Origin of the sequence: Clostridium sp. BIOML-A1 (assembly GCF_009874105.1) — a bacterium.
Classification (GTDB): domain Bacteria; phylum Bacillota; class Clostridia; order Lachnospirales; family Lachnospiraceae; genus Coprococcus.
In genome coordinates this window covers 102082-126194 of sequence record NZ_WWTL01000008.1, presented here as the reverse complement: position 1 = coordinate 126194, position 24113 = coordinate 102082, and the positions used below count along the sequence as shown (strand labels likewise).

Sequence of the window (24113 nt, the reverse complement as noted above, 5' to 3'; positions counted from 1 at the left end):
TTGAAAAATATGTTTAAGAAGAATAAGAAACAGACAGAAAATGTCAAAGAAAAAAAGGTGCGTACTGTCAAGGTAGGCATATATAAGAAAACCGTGATTGCGTTATGGGTGGTGCTTATCGCAAGCGTGAGCTTTGGGGTATATAAGAATTTTACCGCTATCGACCAGCACACGACCCACGAAAAAGAAATCATTGAGCTTCGCTTGCAGGACACCAACGGGATTGAAAATTTTGTGAAGAACTTCGCAAAGTCCTATTACATATGGAATAACAGCAAAGAAGCGATTGAAGCAAGGACGCAGGCAATCAGCGGTTATCTGACAAAGGAATTGCAGGACTTGAATGGTGATACAATCAGAACGGATATACCGACCAGCTCCACAGTTACAGATGTGATTGTGTGGAGTATCGAACAGTCGGGAATGGACACTTTTTCTGCTACCTACGAAGTAGATCAGCAGATAAAAGAGGGAGAACAGACAAGCAATGTGAAAGCAACCTATACCGTAAAAGTCCATATAGACGCTGACGGGGATATGGTAATCGTTCAGAACCCTACCCTTGCACCAGCAATCGAAAAATCAGACTATGAGCCTAAGACATCAGAAGCAGACGCAAGTGTAGACGCTGATACTGTAAACGACGCTACCGCATTTCTGGAAACATTCTTTAAGCTGTACCCAACAGCGACGGAAAAAGAGCTTGCTTACTATGTATTGGGAAATGTGATTGAACCTATCGGCAGGGACTACATTTATTCTGAACTGGTAAACCCTATCTTTATAAAGGACGGCGACAATGTGAAAGTCAAGGTTGCGGTAAAATTCATTGATAATCAGACAAAAGCGACGCAGGTATCGCAGTATGAGCTTGTGCTACATAAGGATAGTAACTGGAAGATTGTAGGATAAATGATATAGCGTGCATTTCCTATCAGATTTGCACGCTTTTACAAAACGACAAGAAAACTGTGCAAAAATATTGACTTGTAATGACCGAATGCTATAATATAAATGACAAGTGTACTTGGTATTATTTGAAAGGAGCGTTATATAATGGATAAAGAAAAAATACTATCACAAAACAAAAAAGAGAATCTATATCTTGATGAATACGAAAAACATATTAAACTTCAAGGGAAATCTTTTGGCTTAATGTTTGTTTTATTTATCTGCATTTTAATTCTTTTCATTAAAGCAGTTTGTAAAGAACCTTACTATGACATAATGACAATTATTGGGTCTGTGGCATTTGGCTCTATGGGTTATGAAGCACATATTTCAAAAAATAAATCCAAATTTGTTATTGCTTTATTCTTTCTTCTATTTATGGGGTATTACTTTTATAAATTTTTAATGATAGGTTTATAGAATGGACGAACATTTAATTTTGCGAAACAGATTAAAAACTGTACGAAAAGAAAAAAAATTATCACAAACAGAATTAGCTGAACTAGTCGGGGTTTCTCGGAATACAATTAGTTCTATTGAAACTGGACAATTCAATCCAACAGCAAAATTGGCATTAGTGCTTTGTATAGCTTTAGATAAAAAATTTGAAGAATTATTTTATTTTGATTAAAGGAGAGAACGATTATGGAATTAGAGGAATTGATTGTTGAAATAGTTATAGGATTGTTTTTACTTTTTACATCTTATCAAATAGGAATAAAAGAGAATATTACTTTATTACATGGTTATCATTATACACAACTTGACCCTAAAGATAAAAAGGTGTTTACAAAAAAAATAGGAATAGGCACTTTACTGGTTAGTATTGGTATTCTTGTTATGCCGATTATCAATTTAATCTCTCATTCTGAATTAGGCTATTACATAGGTCTTATTTTGATTGTTGTAGGAGTGTTTTATATCATATTCATCATTGTAAAATACAACGGAAAACTTATTAGCTTTAAAAAGTAGAATTGAGGTATGAATATGATAGGACTGAACAAAAGAGATATAAAAAAGGCATTGAAAGCTGGTGCAAAGGCTGGCGGTGTATCATTGGCTGATGTTCGGGCGGATATAGAAGCTACGATTGATGAAGCTATTAACAGCACCGACCCAGAAGTGCAGGCAAATTTCAAAAAGTATTTTGGAAATAAACGCCCTACACCAGAGGAATACATTTATACCATTACGAAAAAGACAAAGGTAAAATTATAATAAAAGGGTCGTGGAAATGCTTCACAGAATTGTGATCTGCATTATCACGGCTCTTTTACTCTCTGTTTACTTTCAAAACTGTAAGTGTAATTGAATACTGCCCTTGCTATAATTTAATTGTATTCCAAAACAAATAAATGTGGCAGGAAGAAAGGAGCGATTTTTAATGGAACACATTTTAAATTTAGAGCAAGTAAAAAAATACTATGGGGGTAATTCTGGAAATATCACAAAGGCAGTAGACGGTATTTCTATGTATGTAGACAAGGGCGAATTTGTCGCAATCATGGGAGCTAGTGGTTCTGGAAAGACTACCCTATTAAACTGTATCTCTACGATTGATACTGTAACCAGTGGACACATTACAGTCAATAATCAAGATATTACAAAAATCAAGGATAAAGATTTTGCTGATTTCAGACGTGAAAATCTAGGGTTCATTTTTCAAGATTTCAACCTTTTAGATACTTTAACGATTGAAGAAAACATTTCTTTGTCATTGGTAATCAACAAACAGAACCCTGCTGATATTGACAAACGAGTTCATGCTATCGCTGATAAATTGGGTATTCGTGATATTTTATCGAAATTTCCTTATGAAGTTTCTGGCGGACAAAAACAGCGTTGTGCTTGTGCAAGAGCCTTAATCAATGAACCGAAACTGATATTAGCTGATGAACCGACGGGAGCTTTGGACTCAAAAGCTTCCAGATTATTACTGGAAACAATGTCTGAAATCAACAAGAAAATGCAGGCTACTATTTTAATGGTAACACATGACCCGTTTAGTGCGTCTTTCTGTGAACGTATTTTGTTCTTGAAAGACGGTAAAATATTCAATGAAATTTTCAGAGGGGAAAAAAGCAGAAAAGATTTCTTCAATGAAATACTGGATATATTAACCTTGCTTGGAGGTGAAGTGGGAAATGTTAGGTAAGTTAGCGTATAGAAATACAAAAAGAAATATTAAAGATTATTTGATTTATCTGATAACCGTTACTGCATCCGTTTCTCTTATATTTGCTTTTAATTTGGTGGCAAGCTCTGATGAAATTGTAAAGTTATGTTCCAGTATGGATGCATTTAAGAATTCATTGTTCGCTGTAAATATCCTTATTATTTTTGTGATATGCTTTTTGATCAACTATACAACGAAATTTATGTTTGAAAAAAGAAGTAAAGAATTAGGAACATATATGCTTCTTGGCATTAAGAAAAAAGAAATTGCCCACTTAGTTATAATTGAAAATATACTGTTGGGAATTTTAGCATTTGTATTAGCTATTCCTATTGGCTTTTTATTCAGCCAGTTTGTGTCGTTAGTAATTGTAAACTTACTGGGTATTCCAAAAACTCTCTTTATTTCTTTGAATTTTGTTTCTATTGGACTATTGATAATTTGTTTTTTAACTATTTATGTTTTGGTTTTACTTAATCTATTAAGAAGAATAAGTAAAATGACGATACGTGATTTTCTTTACTTTGATAAACAAAATGAAAAGAAAATGTTCCGTGACAGTAAAAAAAGAAATGTCATTTTTGTTTTAAGTATTATTCTTGGTGCGATTTCTCTTTTTCTCTGGAATTCACGTTGTACTATGGATAATTTTAATAAGCAAGAAACACTTACCTGTTTGATGGTGAGCGTAATCATGTTGATTATCAGCATTTATGGTATATCTACAACTTGTGCAGATATGTTCTTGACTGTTTTGTTAAAGAATAAAAAAATGAAATATCAAAATGACAATCTGTTTGTAGCAAGAACATTTGCTTCTAAAGCAAGAACAATGAGCTTCACATTTGGTACATTGTCTATGTTGATTTTAACTTCACTGCTGGCTCTGAATTATTCTAGTATCAACAAAGCTTCGTATGATATCAGCGTGAATTTAAATGCACCATATGATGTACAACTCTTTGATGATAAGCAGGTATTTGATGAATATATTCGAGTAATTGAAGAAGAATATACGATTGATAATACCATTGAGTACGACATTTATAAAGAGCCGAATCATCAGGTACAAAATTTCTTCCAATCAGAATATTATGATTTTGACCCAGTCTTGAAGTTAAGTGATTATAATAGGTTACTAGAATTAAGAAAGATGCCGTTGCTTTCTTTAAATGATAACGAATACTATATAGTTACAAATAGCAAGTTTGCATATGAGGTTGAAGATAACAAAGACATTGAAACTATAACAGTAGCAAATAAAAATTTGAAATTAAAAGGATATGACACTAAGTCTTATTGGAACTCTATAACTAATACTGGCAGATTTGTTGTTGTACTTCCAGATAAATATGTTCAAGGACTTGAAGTATCAGAAAATCATTTGATTATAGATACAAAAGAAGAAACAGATGCAGAATTAGAAAACAAGATAAAAGAAGATATGCAACATCAATTAGTAAAGGTTGATAAAAATGGAGAAATAAATGACGAATCGTATAGAGTAAATGTAAGAGGTGCAGAAATAGAACAACAAAAAGCAATGGTTGCAATAGTAGCCAGTCTGTTTATGTACATTGCATTTATCTTGATTTCCGCAGTAGGGACAATTTTGGCAGTTCAATCATTGAGCGACTCTACTAAATACAAATATCGCTACCTGACCTTGCGAAGATTAGGAATAAATGATAAGTCGCTATTTAAGACAATCAGAAAACAATTATTGATATTATTTTGTGTCCCTGCAATATCAGCAATATTATGTTCTTTTGTGATGATGTCGTCATTGAATAATGTGTATCAACAAATTTTGGGAGATAAACACCTTTATCTAATCTACTTTGGCTTGAATTTAATTATCTTCTTCCTAATTTATAGTATTTACTGGATTGCAACGTATATTGGTTTTAAACGAAATATCAACGAGGAGAGTTAGACTTTTCTAGCTCTCCTGCTGTGGAATTATTATAATGATAAATCAAGGGGGTGTTGAAATGAGAATAGCAATTATCGAAGATGATGAAATCACTCGTTTGGAGCTTTCTAAATTATTGAACACACAAGGATATGAAACAGTTTTATTGACTGACTTTGGAAACCTGACAGATGAATTAAAGCAATATTCCATAGAACTGGTTCTGCTTGATATTAACCTGCCGTATGAGAATGGCTATGAAGTATGCAGGAAAATAAAACAAGTCATGCCAGTACCGATTATCTTTGTAACAAGCAGAGATACAAATGCTGACGAATTGAAAAGTATTCAAGTGGGCGGAATTGACTTCATAACAAAGCCGTATGACACGCTTATTCTTCTTGAGAAGATCAAGCGTGCATTGCAGTTGTCAAACCCGAATAATTTCCGTGAGCTTGTCAAAAAAGATTGTACCCTTGATTTACATTTATCCATTTTGAAGTATCAAGAGCAAAGCATTGAACTGACAAGAAATGAATTTCGTATTTTGTACTACTTCTTTATGAACGAAGATAAAGTTATTAGCAAAGAAGAACTATTGGAAAAGCTGTGGAATGACAAATATTATATAGACGAAAATGTATTATTGGTTAATATGACCCGTCTAAAAAAGAAAATGAAAGAAATCGGTATTGTTCATTTATTGGAAAATATACGAGGAAAGGGTTGGAAACTGTGAGTTTTTTTACATTCTTAGAAGAAAAAATAACAGAGATATTGTTTCAGCTTTTCTTTCTTGCCGTAGTAGCATTTCTCTTGATTTTCTACGGTGTAGATACGCTGTTTGTTGTATCGTTGGTAATTCTGTTCATCAGCATACAAGGGCTTTTTCAATGGTGTTTGTATCGGAAGAAACGTAACGTTTCACAACATATTATTGATTTAGTAGACGGACTGGAAGAAACCTATTATATTGCAGACGTTTTACCAAAGCCAAAAGAATTTCAAAATAAAGCCTATTGCTACGCACTAAAAAAAGCCTGCAAATCTATGAATGATGAAATCGGCAAAATCACAGAGGAAAAGCAGGACTATCAAGAATATGTGGAAAGTTTCGTCCATGAAATTAAAATACCGATAGGAGCATTGTCTTTGACGTTTGACAATACAAAAAATTACACATTAAAAAAAGAAACAGACAAAATATTTCAGTTAGTGGAACAAATGCTCTACTATGCAAGAAGCGAAAATACGGAAAAGGACTATTTTGTAAAACAGTTGCAGTTAGACGAAGTGATACATAATGTCATTCTGAAATTCCGTCATTCGCTTATGGAAAGAAAAACAATTATCAATATCCATGACATAGAAAATGTCATTTATACTGATGAAAAATGGCTGACATTCATTCTATCTCAAATCGTGCAAAATGCGATTAAGTATTTTGATAAGCAAGAAAATAAACTGACGATATACAGTCAAGACAATGGTACAAATATATTGTTTGTGATTGAAGATAATGGTTGTGGAATAAAAGCGTCTGATTTATCCCGTGTATTTGAAAAAGGTTTTACGGGTTCAAATAGAAACAAGGCAAATGCAACGGGTATGGGACTGTATCTATCGAAAAAATTATGCGATAGGTTGGGCTTGAAATTGGATATTGCTTCTACGGAAAAAGAATATACAAGACTGACCATTACATTTCCAAAAGGAACAGTTCATAATTTTTCAGAGTAATTTGAAAACCATGCCAACATTGATACGGTGCTTTAAGGGGGCTTGCATTATGGAAAACTTTAAGTACAATTATTTGCAATCAAATTCCACCTAATAGCACACTATTAAAAATTGAATATGTTTTAGCTTTAAAGGCTCGTACAGACTATATGTTTTGTGCGGGCTTTTTTCATACCCGAAAAAAATTTAAAAATTTTTCAAAAGAGGTCATTAAATCACACCTTTCATTCCCTATATGGTGCGGAAAGAGGGATAAACACTTTTCAAATCATAGTGGAAAGGGGGTGAGATTGATGAAACCGTCTGACTTCCAGAAAACAGTTCAATGTCGCTTTGAAAGTTGTTTGAAGAAAGTTGTCCGTCATGTTGTAAAGGACTACCAACAAGGATTGAAACGACGAAAAGATAAAGAAATTCCATTCTGTGAACTTCCAGAAATTTTCGTTGAAAATTTTGCTGTGAGGGACGACTACGAAACAGATTATACAATCTTTTCAGTATGTGGCATTGATATTCGTGTCCTTGATGATGAGCTGGCAGAAGCCTTGAAAAAACTTCCAGAAAGAAAGAGAAATACTCTGTTAATGTATTACTTCTTGGAAATGACAGAAAGTGAAATTGCCAACTTACAAAAGATTACGCAAAGCGGTGTATTTAGAAACCGACATCATGCTTTGGAAACTATGAAAAAAATACTAAAGGAGAAGCAGTAAAATGAAGCAAACATTTAAGAAGCCGTCCTACTATTTGCTTTCGCAAGCAATGGACGGGGACGAAAAAGCGATTGAAAAAATACTGGCATTTTATGACCCGTACATATCAAAGTGCTGTTTGCGCCCACTTTATGATGAATACGGCAATGTCTATATTGTTGTAGATATGGAGTTAAAGGGACTTATCCGAGAAGCACTTATCAAAATGATTTTAGGGTTTGATATTGCCTTAGAAATCGAAGAAGAATAAGCAGTTTTTAGCAGACCATGGTTTAATGTCCCCCTCTTTCCTGCTCTGCCCTGCTTTTACATGAAAGCAACACGCTTTCGCCACAGCTCTTTGACAACTGAATAAAGCAGACAGATACGTTTGTGAGATAGCGAGCCACGGGGACTGTACGCCACGACCTTTCCAAAAGAAAGCGAGCGACCCACGCAGTGATCCGAGAGCGACTGTTGGAAAAGTCGTTTTGCCATGACCTATCCTCACAGAATAATGATACGTCCGCATGGTGCGGTTCTGCCCACAAGAATGGGAATAGTTGAGATACTAATGGAGCTTTCCAAAGCCGTCTGTCTGCTTATGTAACTTATAAATAGACACACAGTAAAGGGGGTGTTACATTATGTTAAATACTGATGTGTTAAATGATGTGATGTTCCAGCGAGGTAAGGTGTTGGAATATGAATAAAACGAAGATAAGAGCAACGGAACAGCCGATTGCTGTTGATATAGAGGGACTGTCTGCTATGTTATCTTGTGGTCGTGCTACTGCAAGAAAGATTGGCGAGCAGGCAGGAGCAAAAATTGTGATAGGTCGCAGGGTTCTTTATTCCATAGAAAAAGTCAAGAAATACTTGTTATATTTGGAAGAATAGAGCGATTTTCTATTTATGTTCTCTGGCGTGTGTAGTATAATAAGAAAGGACAAAGCACGCTGTGAGAACAAGAAAAGAGGCTTTTTCAGAAAGGAATGGTTCTCATGGCAATTAGTAGAAAAGACCCAAAAGGAAGAAAATTAAGAGAGGGCGAAAACTGGCGTAATGATGGAAGATACAGTTATCGTTATACAGATGTAAGAACAGGCAAGAGATTGACAGTCTATGCACAAGATTTACCAGAGCTTCGAGAAAAAGAGAAGCAGATTGCAAAAGATATGGAAGATAACATATTGACAGACGGAGCAATCAAAAAAATGACGCTCAACACGTTATTTGAGCGTTATATGGAAACTCGTGAGCTGGCTGATACTACAAGAGTTAGTTATGTTCGTGCTTGGGAAAACAGAGTAAAAGACGAGATTGGAAATATTAAAGTTGTTCAGCTTTTACCCTCACATATTAAAGCGTATTATGCGAAACTTTCCAAAGCTGGATATGCTTATTCTACAATCAAGTATATTCACAACCTGCTTTATCCTGCATTAGAAATGGCTGTTGATGATGATATTATCCGAAAGAACCCTGCAAAAAGTTCCATTAGTGATTATGGAAAAACAGCAGAGGAAAAAGAAGCCTTAACAGTTTCTCAACAAGAAAAGTTTATGGAGTTTGTAAAACAGAGCAATGTCTATAACACATATTATCCTATGTTTACCATAATGATTGGTACGGGGTTAAGGTGTGGGGAGCTTATTGGTCTTACATGGAAAGATATAAACATCAAGGCAAAAACGGTTAATGTAGACCACCAGCTCATTTATAAGAATTTAGGCGACGGTTGCAAGTTCCATATCTCTACACCAAAAACGGAGTCGGGTATTCGTATTATACCTATGACACAAGAAGTTGCAAAAGCCTTTGAGGAACAAAGGAAAATCAATTTTATGCTTGCAAAGGATAAGAGCATTGAGGTGGACGGGTATTCGGGGTTTGTCTTTACAGCAAAATCGGGCAGACCGCTTATGCCGAATGGCGTAAATAGTGTTTTATACAACATTGTAGACGCATATAACAAAACCGAAGTAGAGAGAGCAAAAAAAGAGCATAGGAAAGCAGAGCTGTTACCAAAGTTTTCAGCTCATGTAATGCGTCACACAGCTTGTACCAGAATGGCAGAGTGCCGTATGGATGTAAAAGTTCTTCAATATATTATGGGACACGCTCATATAGATGTAACAATGGAAGTGTATAACCATATTGGAGAGCTGACAAGGATTGAAAATGAGATTGCAAGACTAGATAGTATGGTGTTAAATGCTTGACACCACAAAAAGAGAAATTGGTGTCAAATTGGTGTCAAAACAGAAAAAATCACAATTTCAAAAGAAATAAGATACTGCAAACCATTGATTTTAAAGGGTTTGCAAAAAAAATCTCAAAAAATTAGCACTCACCTCTTGACAGTGCTAACAAAAAGTGTTATGTTAACTACTGTAATGAAAGTGTATCTTGAATTACAGTAGTTTTTATATGTCAGGAGGTAAATGATTATGGATATGGACAAATACACAAGAAAGTCGCTTGAAGTAATAGAAAAAGCGAAAGATAAAGCCCTGGAATATGATAATCAGGAGCTTGCACAGATTCATTTACTTGCAGGATTGCTTGAGATAGACGAAAGCCTTATTTCGAAGATTTTTGAAAAACTCGATATAGATGTAACAGCAGCGGTAAATAGGGTGGAAGATAAGCTTGCATCACTGCCAAAAGTAAGTGGCGGAAATCTGTACGCCGGAAATAATTTTTCAAAGGCGCTCATTCAGGCTGAAAAGGAAGCAAAGCAGATGGGAGACAGCTTTGTATCGGTTGAGCATTTGTTCCTTGGACTGATTGAAAAAGCCGATTCCGATGTGAAGCCATTGCTTAAAACATGGGCGATCGATCGGAACACATTTTTAAAGGCTCTGGCAGATATCAGAGGAAATAAAAAGGTAGACAGTGAGAATCCGGAAGATTCCTATGAAGCAATGGAGAAGTTCGGATACGATCTGGTGGAACGGGCAAGAGAGCAGAAGATCGATCCGGTTATCGGACGAGATGCTGAGATACGAAACGTGATCCGGATCCTTTCCCGTAAGACCAAGAATAACCCGGTTCTGATCGGTGAACCTGGTGTAGGTAAGACAGCGGTTGCAGAAGGTCTGGCACAGCGTATTGTCAGAGGTGATGTGCCGGAAGGCTTGAAGAATAAGAAGATATTCGCACTGGATATGGGTGCGCTGGTTGCCGGTGCCAAGTATCGTGGTGAATTTGAGGAACGTCTGAAGACAGTTCTGGATGAAGTAAAGAAATCAGAAGGTGAGATAATCCTCTTTATTGATGAGCTGCATACGATTGTTGGAGCCGGTAAGACAGATGGCGCAATGGATGCAGGCAATATGTTAAAGCCTATGCTTGCCCGTGGCGAACTGCATTGTATCGGTGCAACGACACTTGACGAATACAGACAGTACATTGAAAAGGATGCCGCTCTGGAACGTCGTTTCCAACCGGTACAGATCGATGAGCCGACGGTAGAAGATACGATCTCCATTCTTCGTGGTATCAAGGAAAGATATGAGGTGTTCCATGGAGTTAAGATCTCGGATGGTGCATTGGTAAGTGCAGCGGTACTTTCCAATCGGTACATTACAGATCGTTTCCTTCCGGATAAAGCGATCGACCTTGTCGATGAAGCCTGTGCGATGATCAAGACGGAGTTGGATTCCATGCCGGCCGAAGTCGATGAGATCACAAGAAAAATCATGCAGCTTGAGATCGAGGAAGCCGCACTGAAGAAAGAGGAAGACCACCTGAGCAAGCAGAGACTGGCGGATATACAGTTAGAGCTTGCAGAGTTAAAGGATAAAGCAAATAATCTGAAAGCCAAATGGGAGAATGAAAAGGCAGGCGTTGAGAAGATCCGTAACCTGAAAGAGGAGATCGAGAAGATCAAGAATGATATTCAGGTTGCCCAGAGAAATTACGATCTGAACAAAGCAGCCGAATTGCAGTATGGCAAACTTCCGGCAGCTCAGAAAGAGCTGGAACTGGCAGAGCAGTCCGCATCGGAGAAAGAACGAAAGCTGGTACATGAGGTCGTATCAGAAGAAGAAATTTCGGAGATTGTATCCAAGTGGACCGGTATTCCGGTAGCCAAACTGACGGCGAGTGAAAAGAGTAAGACACTGAATCTTGCAGATGAACTTCATAAGAGGGTTGTCGGTCAGGATGAAGCTGTTGAATATGTCAGCGATGCGATCATCCGTTCCAAAGCAGGAATCAAGGATCCAAGCAAGCCAATCGGCTCATTCCTGTTCCTTGGACCAACCGGTGTAGGTAAGACAGAGCTTGCAAAGACACTGGCAGAAGCTTTATTTGATAATGAACAGAACATGGTTCGTATCGATATGAGTGAATATATGGAGAAATACAGTGTATCCAGACTGATCGGAGCGCCTCCTGGATATGTAGGCTACGATGAAGGCGGACAGCTTACCGAGGCAGTTCGTAGGAAACCATATTCGGTTGTCTTATTCGATGAAGTTGAGAAGGCACATCCGGATGTATTCAATGTATTATTACAGGTATTGGATGATGGACGTATCACGGACTCACAGGGTAGAACGGTAGACTTTAAGAATACGATCATCATTATGACATCGAATATCGGTGGTGTGGATATCGCAGAAGGCGGTGGCGAGATTACTGATGAGATACGGGAGACAGTTATGAATAAACTGAAACAGCACTTCCGTCCGGAGTTCCTGAACCGTATCGATGAGACGATCATCTTTAAGTCATTAAGCAAAGAGAACATCGGCAGTATCGTTGATCTTATGGTCAAGGATCTGAACAAACGTCTGGCCGGACAGGAGATTACGATCAAGCTTACAGATGAGGCCAAGAGTGCGATCATCGATCAGGGCTATGATCCGGTCTATGGTGCAAGACCATTGAAGCGTTTTATTCAGAAGAATGTCGAGACGCTGGTTGCCCGTATGATCCTTGCAGGTGAAGTGTCCACCCAGTCAGCGATCATCATTGACTATGACGGTCAGAAATTGACAGCGAGAAATGAGAAGTAGTAATATAAACAGGTAGTAAATGCCTGGTAACAACTAAAATAAGCATGATAAAAGGGATTGGCATTGAAAATATTTTTCGGTGTCAGTCCCTTTAATCTTATTTTAATGATGGTATGCCATTGTATATTAGGATAGGGAGGTTGTGTCCATGCGCATTTTGGTTGTTGAAGATGGATTGGATCTGAATCATATAATATGTAATAAACTGACAAAAGAAGGCTACAATGTAGATGCCTGTTTTGACGGACAGGCAGCACTTGATTATCTGGAGACAGCAAGTTACGATGGAGTTATAATGGATATTATGATTCCGAAGAAAGATGGTATGTCGGTTTTAAAAACAATCCGGGCAGAAGGAATACAGGTTCCGGTGCTTTTTTTGACTGCAAAGTCCGAAACGCAGGATATTGTCAGGGGACTGGATGCAGGAGCCAGTGACTATATGACAAAACCGTTTGAGTTTTCGGAATTGCTCGCAAGGTTAAGGGTAATGCTTCGTACTGTACATATAAGTAATGACAGCATTTTGAATTATGGGTCATTACAGATTGATACAAATAATCACCGGGTTGTCCGGGATGGTGTGACTGTCGATCTTACAGTCCGGGAATATGCAATCCTGGAATATCTGGTGCGAAACAGGAACATTGTTGTCACAAGAGAACAGATTCGTGCAAATATATGGAGCATTGATGATGATATCAATTCAAATGTAGATGATGTATATATTCGATATCTTCGCAGAAAAATCGATGATCCATTTGAGGAAAACCTGATACATACGATCCGGGGAGTAGGTTATAGACTGGAATGTTAAAAAGGAAAATCTCATTTATTAATTTTACTGTTATTGTTTGTGGACTTATCATTGCAGCAGGAACGATATGTCTTTTATTGATGCAGAAGAATCTGATCACAGAGGATACTAAATATCTGGCTTATACAGAACTGGCGCAGGAAGTGAAACGTGCAAAAAAAAATATAGGATTTGATGAGAGTGAGAATCCGTATATAAAAAGCGATTTTTACGATCTGGAAGAGAAAGATACTTATAACGAAAATGTATATGTGTTTTTACAGTCAAGAGACGGAAGTTTTCTTGATGGCAGAATGCCGGATGATTTCAGAACCGGGCTTGATATCGGATTACAGAGTCTTACAAAAGTAACCTTTCAGGGAGAGCGTTATTACGTAGCAACCAGACGTGGAAAAATGAAGAATGGAACGGAGGATGACAGTTTTTATCTGGTATGTGCTATGATATCGGAACAGGCGGTGAAAGACAATTATCGCGAACTGTGGCATCAGTCATATTTGGTGATAGGAGTTGTTGGCGCATTTTTTATTTTATTTGCCCTTTTATTAAGATATCTGATCGCTGTACCAATGAGACAGTTGAATGAATCGATAAAAAAGAGCGGGGAGAATCTGGATTTTACGGATAGTCTGGAATATAAAGGATGTTTTAAAGAACTTCAGATGTTAACAGATGCAAATAATCATTTGTACCAGAGAGTGCAGCAGGAGTTGGAACGTCAGGAAGAATTTAATGCGAATGTATCCCATGAACTTCGTACGCCTATTGCTGTTATGCATGCACAATGCCAGGTGTCGAGAGAGGTGGCAGAAAAGAAGCAGGATAAAGAAGCAATAAAAAGTATAGAGGTATTTGAGCGACAGACAAACCGTATGAAGAATCTGGTTGATCAATTGCTTCAGATGACTGCAATAGATAGAAAGGGGACAACATTCAGTATAGAAGATATTGATGTTCGGGATGTAATTGAATCTGCATGTGATGATATAGCATATATTGATACGAAACACATTACATTTGAATATTCCCTTCAGCCGACTATCATACAGGCAAATATGAATCTTATCTATATTGTTATAAATAACTTTCTTTCAAATGCTGTAAAGTATAGCAATGAAGGAGCTAAAATCTATGTGTCCTGTGGAGAGAAAGACGGAAAGTCGTATATTCGTATTCAGGATGAAGGCTGTGGAATAGAGAAAGAAAATATATCCAAAATATTTGAAAGCTTTTATCGAGAAAAAAAAGATCGTAATGCGGAAGGCTTTGGTCTGGGACTTTCACAGGCAATGAAGATTGCTGAGTTATATGGGGGAGGGATTTATGTTGAAAGTACAAAGAATAAAGGAAGTATTTTCACATTTTTTATTCCAAAACCTTAAAAATAAATAGAAGAATGTCGAATTTTTAATAGAGCTTTAATATTGGATTTTTATAATCCGATATTAGGGTTCTTTTTTTTATGTAGAAAGAACAATATATCGAGTAGGACTTGCTTGGAGGATTATATGAGAAATTATAAACGATTGATTCATTTGTTACTTGGACCGGTTCTATTCCTGTTGGCATGCTTTCTTTTACCGCATTCAGTTCTGCCGACATTTGCAGAACGGGCAGCAGTTGGAACGGTATTCTGGATGGCATACTGGTGGGTAACAGGTCCGGTAGATTATGCAGTAACGGCGTTTTTGCCGATTGCGATCAATGCAGTAGTTCCTATGGCGGAGATGAAGGTCATAATATCGAATTATGCGGACGAAACGATTCTGCTGCTGCTTGGAGCTTCGATCATAACAGTATTATGGGAAAATACAGGACTGGACAAACGAATTGCGATCACGTTTCTGCGTCTGATCGGAAACAGTCTTAGAATGCAGCTTGTGTTCTGGTTTGCGTTGTCAATGGTATTATCTGCGGTGCTTCCGAATGCAGTAGTATGCGCAACGATCACGCCGATCGCAGTTTCTATGCTGAAATATATTGGAATGGATGACGTGAAAAACAGCAAGACGGCATCGAAGATCCTGCTGACGATCGCTTATGCGACAGGACTTGGTGGTCTGGCATCTCCACTTGGTGGGGCTATGAATCTGGTAACGGTGGAATATATCCAGCAGTTGACCGGAAAAGAATATATGTATTCCTCCTGGGTTATCCGGTTCCTTCCGGTTATGCTGATTTTAATGCTGATCAATGTAGTATTTATTCTTCGTGATGTAAAGAAGACAGATCTGTTAGGTGGTTCCAGTGAATATTTTGCGGAACAGTACCGGAAGCTTCCAAAGATGAGCTTTGAAGAAAAATCCGCACTTGTGCTGTTTGTAGTGGCAACAGGTCTGGCATTTACCAGACAGCTTTATCAGGATATATTGCCGGGATTAAAGCCTGCATATGTATTTATCATCTGTGCGATCATCGCCTTTCTTTTTACAAATAAAGAGGGAAAACGGATCATGGTCTGGAAACAGGTGCAGGGAAAGATCGTCTGGGATCTGATGTATATATTTGCCGGAGGTCTGGCACTTGGAAGCCTGATCAATGCAACAGGTGTTGCAAAAGCACTTGGAGAAGTGATTTCTTCCCTTGATATGAAGGGTGGTTTTGTAACGATCCTGATCATTCTGACTGCAACACTACTGTTGTCGGATGTGACCTCAAATACAGCTACGGCAGCGGTTGCGATTCCACTTGTGATCTCAATCACACAGGGATGTGGGCTGAATCCGATTCCGTATATATACGTAGCATCCATTGGTGTGAACCTGTCTTATATGCTGCCAACGTCGATTCGTGCGATTCCGGTGGGATATGGACTGGAACCAAAGTATATGTTCCGGGAAGGCTGGAAGATTTCCCTTATCATTATTCTTGTAATGTCGATCATTTGCACATTGCTGTTAAAATACTGGAGCACATTCAGTACGGTGTAAAAAAAGCCATACAGAAACGGGCGTGAAACAAAGAGAAAGAAATGGAGAGAAGGCATGTCTGTCGTATCATACATATTTATAGTATTCTTAGCAGTTACAGTTTTGATATATTATATAGTACCAAAGAAAATCCAGTGGTGGGTGCTCCTTGCCGCAAGTGTGGTTTTCTATGCTTATAGTGGGATTGATGATCTCCTGATCGTAGTTGGAACCGCATTTCTGGTATATCCGTTGACAATGTTGATGGAGAAAAATCTGGAGGAACAGGACCGGCTGCTTCTGGATGCAGATAAGAGAACTGCAAGAAAGATAAAAACAGCACAGAAAAAGAAACGAAAGAAATATCTGGTGCTAGCATTGCTGATCGTAATAGGTGCGCTTATTGTATTCAAGGTGACAGGATTTGCCATCGAGAACATCAAACGTTTTCTTCCATACGAAGCGATACAGCGGATTCCGGACTGGCATTTCCCTGCACCGCTTGGAGTTTCTTTTTATTCCTTTATGATGATCTCTTATCTGGTTGATGTCTATAACGGAAGGATCCATGCACAGAAGAATTTTCTGAAATATCTGTCGTATGTATTATATTTTCCACATATTACGCAGGGACCGATTGCGCGATATGAACTGGTTGCGCATCAACTATGGGAAAAGCATAAGTTTGATTATGATACGGTGATAAAAGGTACATGGTTGATTCTGTGGGGAGCACTTAAGAAAATGGTGATGGCAGACCGTATCAGTCCATTTGTGACAGAAGTATTTAAACATTCTGATCAGTATGAAGGTATGATCTTCTTTCTGGCGGCGGTTATGTACTCCATCCAGATTTACTGTGATTTCTCCGGATGCATGGATATCGTACGTGGCGCATCGGAGTGCTTTGGCATTACGCTTGGAGAAAATTTCAGGCGGCCATATTTTTCCCAGACGTTGCCGGAGTTCTGGAGAAGATGGCATATTTCACTCGGAGCGTTCTTCAGAGAATATGTATTCTATCCGGTATCGACTTCAAAGATCCTGTTGAAATGGAATACCAAGGTGCGGAAATATCTGGGAAATACCATAGGAACCGGATTTGCCTCTTGTGTACCGATCCTGTGCGTATGGATCCTGACCGGACTCTGGCATGGGGCAAAGTGGAATTATATCGGCTGGGGATTGTTTCACGGAATCCTGATCTGCTTATCGACATTATTTGAGCAGCCGGTCGCTAAATTAACAGAGAAACTGAATATACGGACAAACTGTATAAGCTGGAATATATTCCGGATGCTTCGGACATTTTTATTATGTGTGATCGGACGTATCATTTTTATGGGAAAGGGAATCCGTGCGAGTTTTCAAATGATTACATCCTGTATAGTAGATTACAGAAAAATTTATGATCTGGTAAATGATTTTTCTATATCTCAGCGGGAGTGGGGAGTAATCTTTATCGGTGTACTGATTTTGTTATGTGTATCAATTGCACAGGAGATTCGGGAGCAAATAGGAATAAAGGAAGATATCAGAGACTGGCTGCTGCGTCAGAATCTTTGGCTGCGATGGACGGTTCTTATTGCCGGTATTTTATGCGTGCTGATATTTGGAGTATATGGAACCGGCAGCCAGATTGTATTTATATATGAGCAATTCTAAAAGGAGCTAAAATGAAATTAATAAACACAAAAGGATTTCAGATTATAAAGAAAATAATATCTGTTATAATATTTTTCGTTATATTAGTATATTTGGTTTCTAAGACTGGTCAGTTTGCAAGACCGGATGATAATGATACAGATATGTGGGCAACATATTATGCGGAAGATAAAAATACTATTGATGTGATCATGATTGGTTCAAGTGCCTTGTATCGTTATTGGATAGCTCCGCAGGCATATGAAGAACAGGGGTTTACGTCCACGGTTATAGGAAGTGCCAGTCAGGATATCTGTCAGATACCATATATTATGGAGGAAGCAGTCAAAAGTCAGGATGCAGATTTGATCGTGGTAGAGCTTAGAAATATAGTAGCGAGAGATCAGTATGATGCGATTAGTCCGGAAGAACAGAAATATCGATTTGAGGTTGTAACATCCGGAATGAATCCGTCAATTACACGTTTAAAAATGATCAATGATTTATATGATGAAGATTTGATAAGTAAGATGGAAATGATGTTCTCGGTATTAAAGTATCATAATAATTTAATGGAATACGACAGAGACTATTTGATCGAGCGATTAAAAAATGAACCGGTTTCAGACAAATATGTAAATGTAAGAGCAGATGTAAAAGCAAAGAAAAAACTGGTATATGAGTCAGATGATGATACGATATTATCGGAGAAATCTAAAACTTATATAGATGCAATTGAGGACAAGGCAAAAGAGCTGGATAAAAAGGTGCTTTTAATATTTACCCCATATAAACCACGCAAAGATCAGATCGTTGAACAAAAGCAGATCGGTGAATACTGTAAGAAACAGGGATATGATTATCTGGATATGAATCTTTATGTGGATGACATAGGGCTTGACTTTTCAACGGATTTATACAATGGCAAACATACCAATGTTGCAGGTTCGCAGAAAGTGACAACATATCTGGCAGAATACATGAAACAACAATATGGATTGAGTGCTGATTTGGATAAAAAACAAAAAGCTGAATGGCAGCATGCCTGTGAACTATGGCACGAAGAGAGAACTACACTTATGCAGAAATGGGAAGATAATATTGTAAAGGAGAAATAATATAGAAATGGAAACAGTGCTTCATTATATAAAAAAATATTCGGAGACACAGCCGGATACACCGGCTGTCTGTGAGTTAAAAAAATATCTGACATATTCGGAGTATTGGACAGCGATCAGAAAGATGGCAAATGTGCTGGTCCGAAATGGTATAAAAAAGGACGCACATGTTATTTTGCGATGTACTCAGGATATTAATTATATGGTTTTGTTTTCGGCTTTGCAATATATACAGGCACTTGTGATTCCTGTAGAGCGATCCACTTCACCGGAGCGTATACAGGAGATTCGGGATAAGGTGGATGCAGAATGGCTGATCTCAAATAGAGAGTCAGAGGGAATGTGCTGGTTATCCACAAAGAAGCTGGTGGAGCAGATGAAAAGTGCAGAAGAACTGGAATATCCACTTCCGAATTCAGATACATGGTCAATGTTGTTATTCACGACTGGTACGACTGGGAACTCAAAAGGTGTTGTCATGTATCATAAGAATGACGTTGCTATCGCCGGAAATGTCATGGAAGGAACACAGATGAAACCGGGAAATGTGGAGATCATACCGATGCCGCTTAATCATTCCTTTGGTATAAGACGGTATCAGTCGGATATGATTAATGGCGGAACCGTTTGTCTGATGAATGGCATGGCGCTGATCGGCAATCTCTGGAAGATGCTCGAGCAGTATCATGCAACATCTATGGCGATTTCTCCGGCAACGCTCGGAATGATCTTTCACCTGTCAGGTGACAGGATCTCCGAATATGCGGATCAGATTGATTATATACAGGTGGGGTCAGCACCACTTCCGGAAACAGATAAGGAAAAATTACTCCGGTATCTTCCGAATACAAGACTCTATAATTTTTATGGATCATCAGAAGCCGGCTGTTCATGTATTCTGGAATTTAGCCGACAGAATAAGAATGGTTGTATCGGATATCCGACCGTCAATTCTCTGGTGCGTTTTATAGATGGAGAAGGAAATGTTATAGAGAATGGATCCGAGAAACAGCCTGCTTTACTGGGTTGGGGTGGTACGATTGTTATGGAGGGCTATTACAATGATCCGGAGCTTACTGCGAAAACGGTAGTGGATGGTTATGTTATGACAAATGATCTTGGCTATATGGATGAAGATGGCAGTATTATTCTGGTTGGACGGGCAGATGATGTTATCAACTATGGCGGAAGCAAGATCTCGCCGGCAGAGGTAGAAGCTGTTGCGATCCGGTATCCGGGTGTGGCAGATTGTGCCTACAGTTCCGTTCATGATCCGATTACCGGAGAATTACCGGTTATGCTGATTGTACAAGAGAATGGTTTTGACGAAGCTGCATTCTTGATCTATATGCAGCAACAGGTAGAAAGCTATAAGCTACCACAGAAGATATTTTATATTGAAGAAGTACCGAAGACATTTAAGGGCTCGCTTCTTCGAAAAGAAATAAAAAAGATAGCAGAATCAAAGAACAAAGGAGAATAAGATTATGAATGATTTTATTGCAATGTTAAAAAAGATCAAGCCAAATGTTGACTTTGAAAATGAAGATGCATTGGTAGATGATGGGATACTGGAATCTCTGGATATTATAACGATCATTGCGGAGATTGCAGACAAATACGATGTTATCATCCCAAGTGATGAGATCACATCTGATAATTTCAATTCTGCAGAAGCCTTGTATGAGCTGGTAGAAGATCTGAAATAATTTTATCGTAAATATGTGCTGATAGTAAAAAGTATAACAGGAAATAGAATGCCCTCAAAGAATGACAGGTCTGCCAGCAGGCAGAGAAGATGTCAAACTTTGAGGGAGTTTTTGTTATAAATCTGTGAAGTGCGTCGTAAAAAGTAAAGCAGGATGTTATACTGAACAGGTAAATTACAGATGTTATTTGCCTCTATGTATGAGAGGCCGACAGGACGCATATTAAAAAATACACTATCTGGTAGAAAGAATAAGATTATGAGTAAGATGGAAAAGAACGAGAAAAAAATGCATATCCACAGAACGCTTCTTCTTACAGGGGTGATTCTGGTCATAGTGATAAATGCAGCGGCGTGGGCTGCTCCGTGGGTCAGTAGAAAGACAGGATGGGGAAACTGGTGCGACTGGTATGCTGAACATGTGAATCCTGTTATTGTTGCAGTATTTGCAAGATTTGGCAATCTGTTTTCCTTTTCGATCGGGGAGATTATGATCGTTACGGCGATCCTGCTGATCCTTGCATTCCTGATCCTGAATATTCTGTTGATCTTTTTAAGAAAACATAAGAGATATCGGAGATTTTGCAGGATCTATGATCTTGTTATTGCATATATAACGGTTGTGGTCTGCCTTATTATGACCGGAAACTGTACGATCTATTATCACTGTTCATCGCTTCCTGTAAACGGAGAAACGGAGGAACGACAGTATAAAGTAGAAGAGCTGCAGGCGCTTCGCAATTATATCGTAAAGCAGTGCAACGAATACAGTACAAAAGTAGAGCGGGATGAAAACGGATACATAACATATGATGGAGATATGCAGGAGCAGGCGAGAAATGCACTTCGGAAACTGTCCGGACGGTATCCACGGTTATCCGGGTACTATCCGAATGTCAAGCATATGATGTTCTCCGGGCTGATGAGCCAGAGCTATATGGCGGGATATTATTTCCCATTTTCGATGGAAGCAAACTGTAATGCAAATATGTATATCACAAATTATCCGGCAACCTATTGCCATGAGCTGGCGCATCTGCATGGGTATATCTATGAGGATGAGGCAAACTTTATATCTTATCTTGCCTGTATCGGCAGCGAAGATCCATTCTTTATTTATTCCGGGTATCTGAGTGTATTATCTTATGTAGATAATGCCTATTATGAGGCTGTCGGGAAGGACGCGGAGCTATATCTGGCAAATGAGAGGATATCCGAACAGGTGCTGTCAGATGATATCTTTCTACTCCCGGAGACATGGGAAAAGGTGGAGGATAAGGCCATTCTATCGACGGATACCGTCAATCAGGCATCCAATACCTTCACTGAAACAAGTCTGAACCTGAACGGTGTCTCAGACGGTTTCGCAGCCTATGACCGCGTGACCGGACTGTTATTACGATACTACGATGAAGAGTTGTATTAAATGGTATGTTCATAAGAATTCGGCAATCTCTAACAGGATCATAGAAAAAGATTAACAGGTATCCGGTTTTATATACCTTTATGTAACAGACCTTTTTTCACGTCGGTCCTTAGCGAACTGCTAAAAGCAGTGAGGTTAGTACCGTTACGTGAAAAATAGAGCGCGAGCGTTCTGTGAAATAAAGGGTATATAAAACCGGATACCTGTTAATCTTTTGCGAAATAGAACGAGAATGATTTGCGAAATGAATGATAGCAGCTAACTTCTTCCGTACGGTACATTATAATGCCAGCAGCTTCCTGCAAAGGGCAACATGCGCGTCCCCGTCAGTCGTACAGCTGTTATAGATCTCGACTGTTCCATCTCCGGTAGAATCTGATTTTAAGCCTGCTGCGATCAGGCGGCGACGCAGTTCTACGGCAGTTCCGTGGCTCCCGACAAAAATCTTGATGTCCGGACCGACAACGGTTCGGATCATTTTTTCCACAAACGGATAGTGTGTACAGCCAAGCACGATCGCATCAATTCCCTTTTCCAGATAAGGCGAGAGAACCTCTTGCAGATAATCATGAAGCTTCGGACTGTCCAGATCTCCGTTTTCCACAAAGCCAACCAGCTTTGGACATGGTACACGGTAGATTACGGATCGGTCTTCGTATGTATGCATCAGTGACAGAAACTTATCCTGTTTTAATGTCATAGGGGTAGCCATAACCGCGATCCGGTCATGTTCCTTCCAGAGAACGGCTGGTTTTAATGCCGGTTCAATACCGATTACCGGGATATCGGGATGGTCGGTACGGAGCATGGTGGCAGCGGCACTGGTTGCTGTATTGCAGGCAATCACGATCGCTTTTGCATCATGTTCAAGCAGAAATTCTACACAGCTCCGACTTAGGTTCTGAATGTCGGTGACTGAACGTGTACCATATGGAGCATGTGCAGAATCACCATAATATATATAATTTTCCTCCGGCATCAGTGCAACGATTTCTTTTAAGACGCTGATACCGCCAATGCCGGAATCAAATATACCGATTGGACGGGAATTATCTTTCATTTGTAAAACCTCCTAAAAATACCTGCATTTGAAAATTATACTACTATATGAAAAGAAAAGACAACCTATAAGTAAAAAACGATATAAAACATTTTAATAAGGCAAAAGAATAAGGTGAAAATCTTCAGAATCGGAAGAAACTGGAAAAAAAGTTGCGTATTCTGCAGTTGCCATATATAATCGGGGAGTGAACAGAGATATAAAATAAATAAAAAGACAGTAAACGGTCGGATCATATAATTCAAAACAGTCGGCAGACAGTCAGGAGGAAAAGAATGGAAGCAGAACACATAATCCCTATAAGCCGGGATTTGGAATCTCGGGTTAAAGAAAAAATGATCGAATATTATACAGGAGATGCCAGACGGATCCATCATTTTCTGAAGGTTCATTCTTTTGCCAAGCTGATCGGTGAGATGGAAGGCATTGCAGGAAAAGAGATGGAAATACTGGAAGTAGCCGCACTTGTGCATGATATAGGAATAAAGAATTCAGAAAAGAAATATGGATATAATACAGGGAAAACGCAGGAGAAGGAAGGACCGCCGGAAGCAGAAAAGCTGCTTTTGTCTTTGACGGATGATACTGCATTTATTGAAAGAGTATGCTATCTGGTCGGTCATCACCATACTTATTCGAATATTGACGGAACGGATTATCAGATACTGGTAGAAGCAGATTTTCTTGTTAATCTGTATGAGGATAAAGAACATATTAAGGCAGTCTGGTCTGCCTATGAGAAGATTTTCCGGACACGGTCGGGAAGAAAGCTTTGCAGGGAGATTTTTGAACTGTCATAAATATAAGAAAATCTTAACCGATTTTTAATTATTGCCGTAGTTCATGTGCTTGCAGGAATGGGATAAATTATATATAATGAGATGATGTGCTGAATGTTACAGGAAAAGGTAATATTCATATGAC

General features: G+C 38.5%; 24 protein-coding genes. 23 read left to right on the top strand and 1 reads right to left on the bottom strand.

Annotated features, from left to right (window positions below; all coding sequences use genetic code 11):
- Nucleotides 1-9: 9 nt before the first annotated feature.
- The 22 genes from GT641_RS08150 (at nucleotide 10) to GT641_RS08035 (ending at nucleotide 22129) form a co-directional block, all read left to right on the top strand.
- Nucleotides 10-912 carry a conjugal transfer protein gene (locus GT641_RS08150; protein WP_161117263.1) on the top strand — a complete coding sequence of 301 codons (903 nt, stop codon included), beginning with the start codon at nucleotides 10-12 and terminating at the stop codon, nucleotides 910-912.
- A gap of 144 nt (nucleotides 913-1056) precedes the next feature.
- Nucleotides 1057-1371 (top strand): DUF6442 family protein, encoded by a 315-nt coding sequence (locus GT641_RS08145; RefSeq protein ID WP_055267761.1) that lies wholly within the window; start codon nucleotides 1057-1059, stop codon nucleotides 1369-1371.
- A 1-nt stretch (nucleotide 1372) separates the two neighbouring features.
- On the top strand, nucleotides 1373-1582 hold the full coding sequence (locus GT641_RS08140; protein WP_005342572.1) for a helix-turn-helix transcriptional regulator: 210 nt from the start codon (nucleotides 1373-1375) through the stop codon (nucleotides 1580-1582).
- Between the two features lie 14 nt (nucleotides 1583-1596).
- Nucleotides 1597-1926 (top strand): DUF3784 domain-containing protein, encoded by a 330-nt coding sequence (locus GT641_RS08135; RefSeq protein WP_003061243.1) that lies wholly within the window; start codon nucleotides 1597-1599, stop codon nucleotides 1924-1926.
- Between the two features lie 15 nt (nucleotides 1927-1941).
- A complete protein-coding gene (locus GT641_RS08130; RefSeq protein WP_054752748.1) occupies nucleotides 1942-2172 on the top strand; it encodes a hypothetical protein in 231 nt (76 codons plus the stop codon).
- 166 nt (nucleotides 2173-2338) lie between these two features.
- Entirely contained in the window at nucleotides 2339-3109 is a 771-nt protein-coding gene (locus tag GT641_RS08120; RefSeq protein WP_055056266.1) for an ABC transporter ATP-binding protein, read from the top strand.
- Nucleotides 3099-5066 (top strand): ABC transporter permease, encoded by a 1968-nt coding sequence (locus tag GT641_RS08115; RefSeq protein WP_161117262.1) that lies wholly within the window; start codon nucleotides 3099-3101, stop codon nucleotides 5064-5066. The genes GT641_RS08120 and GT641_RS08115 overlap by 11 nt, the downstream gene beginning before the upstream one ends.
- Nucleotides 5067-5124: 58 nt before the next feature.
- A complete protein-coding gene (locus GT641_RS08110) occupies nucleotides 5125-5784 on the top strand; it encodes a DNA-binding response regulator (protein WP_015530206.1) in 660 nt (219 codons plus the stop codon).
- Nucleotides 5781-6785, top strand: coding sequence for a sensor histidine kinase (locus GT641_RS08105; RefSeq protein WP_055267763.1), 1005 nt, complete (start codon nucleotides 5781-5783; stop codon nucleotides 6783-6785). The genes GT641_RS08110 and GT641_RS08105 overlap by 4 nt, the downstream gene beginning before the upstream one ends.
- 293 nt (nucleotides 6786-7078) lie before the next feature.
- A complete protein-coding gene (locus tag GT641_RS08100; RefSeq protein WP_054752756.1) occupies nucleotides 7079-7498 on the top strand; it encodes a sigma-70 family RNA polymerase sigma factor in 420 nt (139 codons plus the stop codon).
- A gap of 1 nt (nucleotide 7499) precedes the next feature.
- Nucleotides 7500-7748, top strand: a complete 249-nt coding sequence (locus GT641_RS08095) for a helix-turn-helix domain-containing protein (RefSeq protein WP_004613734.1) — start codon at nucleotides 7500-7502, stop codon at nucleotides 7746-7748.
- A gap of 434 nt (nucleotides 7749-8182) precedes the next feature.
- Nucleotides 8183-8377, top strand: coding sequence for a hypothetical protein (locus GT641_RS08085; protein WP_004614488.1), 195 nt, complete (start codon nucleotides 8183-8185; stop codon nucleotides 8375-8377).
- Nucleotides 8378-8481: 104 nt separating this feature from the next.
- Nucleotides 8482-9702, top strand: a complete 1221-nt coding sequence (locus GT641_RS08080) for a tyrosine-type recombinase/integrase (RefSeq protein WP_055157120.1) — start codon at nucleotides 8482-8484, stop codon at nucleotides 9700-9702.
- Between the two features lie 228 nt (nucleotides 9703-9930).
- Nucleotides 9931-12507: an ATP-dependent chaperone ClpB gene (clpB, locus tag GT641_RS08075; protein ID WP_044945146.1), complete on the top strand. Its 2577-nt coding sequence runs from the start codon at nucleotides 9931-9933 to the stop codon at nucleotides 12505-12507.
- A 148-nt stretch (nucleotides 12508-12655) separates the two neighbouring features.
- Nucleotides 12656-13324: a response regulator transcription factor gene (locus GT641_RS08070; RefSeq protein WP_161117261.1), complete on the top strand. Its 669-nt coding sequence runs from the start codon at nucleotides 12656-12658 to the stop codon at nucleotides 13322-13324.
- Entirely contained in the window at nucleotides 13318-14706 is a 1389-nt protein-coding gene (locus tag GT641_RS08065; RefSeq protein ID WP_161117260.1) for a HAMP domain-containing sensor histidine kinase, read from the top strand. Before GT641_RS08070 ends, GT641_RS08065 begins: the two co-directional genes overlap by 7 nt.
- A 126-nt stretch (nucleotides 14707-14832) precedes the next feature.
- Nucleotides 14833-16254: an SLC13 family permease gene (locus tag GT641_RS08060; protein WP_008401075.1), complete on the top strand. Its 1422-nt coding sequence runs from the start codon at nucleotides 14833-14835 to the stop codon at nucleotides 16252-16254.
- Nucleotides 16255-16356: 102 nt separating this feature from the next.
- A complete protein-coding gene (locus GT641_RS08055) occupies nucleotides 16357-17898 on the top strand; it encodes an MBOAT family O-acyltransferase (RefSeq protein ID WP_243143721.1) in 1542 nt (513 codons plus the stop codon).
- A gap of 11 nt (nucleotides 17899-17909) precedes the next feature.
- Nucleotides 17910-18995, top strand: coding sequence for a hypothetical protein (locus GT641_RS08050; protein ID WP_119962594.1), 1086 nt, complete (start codon nucleotides 17910-17912; stop codon nucleotides 18993-18995).
- Nucleotides 18996-19002: 7 nt separating this feature from the next.
- The gene (locus tag GT641_RS08045; protein ID WP_008401079.1) at nucleotides 19003-20478 is read left to right on the top strand and encodes a class I adenylate-forming enzyme family protein; all 1476 of its coding nucleotides are present in this window, start codon (nucleotides 19003-19005) and stop codon (nucleotides 20476-20478) included.
- 4 nt (nucleotides 20479-20482) lie between these two features.
- Nucleotides 20483-20704, top strand: coding sequence for a phosphopantetheine-binding protein (locus tag GT641_RS08040; protein ID WP_008401081.1), 222 nt, complete (start codon nucleotides 20483-20485; stop codon nucleotides 20702-20704).
- Between the two features lie 258 nt (nucleotides 20705-20962).
- Nucleotides 20963-22129, top strand: a complete 1167-nt coding sequence (locus GT641_RS08035; RefSeq protein WP_161117259.1) for a DUF3810 domain-containing protein — start codon at nucleotides 20963-20965, stop codon at nucleotides 22127-22129.
- Between the two features lie 280 nt (nucleotides 22130-22409).
- On the opposite strand, the gene murI is transcribed toward GT641_RS08035, so the two are convergent.
- Nucleotides 22410-23189: a glutamate racemase gene (gene murI, locus GT641_RS08030; RefSeq protein ID WP_119962597.1), complete on the bottom strand. Its 780-nt coding sequence runs from the start codon at nucleotides 23187-23189 to the stop codon at nucleotides 22410-22412.
- 275 nt (nucleotides 23190-23464) lie between these two features.
- Between murI and GT641_RS08025 the strand changes: the two genes are divergently transcribed.
- Nucleotides 23465-23989 carry an HD domain-containing protein gene (locus GT641_RS08025; RefSeq protein ID WP_008401085.1) on the top strand — a complete coding sequence of 175 codons (525 nt, stop codon included), beginning with the start codon at nucleotides 23465-23467 and terminating at the stop codon, nucleotides 23987-23989.
- Nucleotides 23990-24113 lie beyond the last annotated feature (124 nt).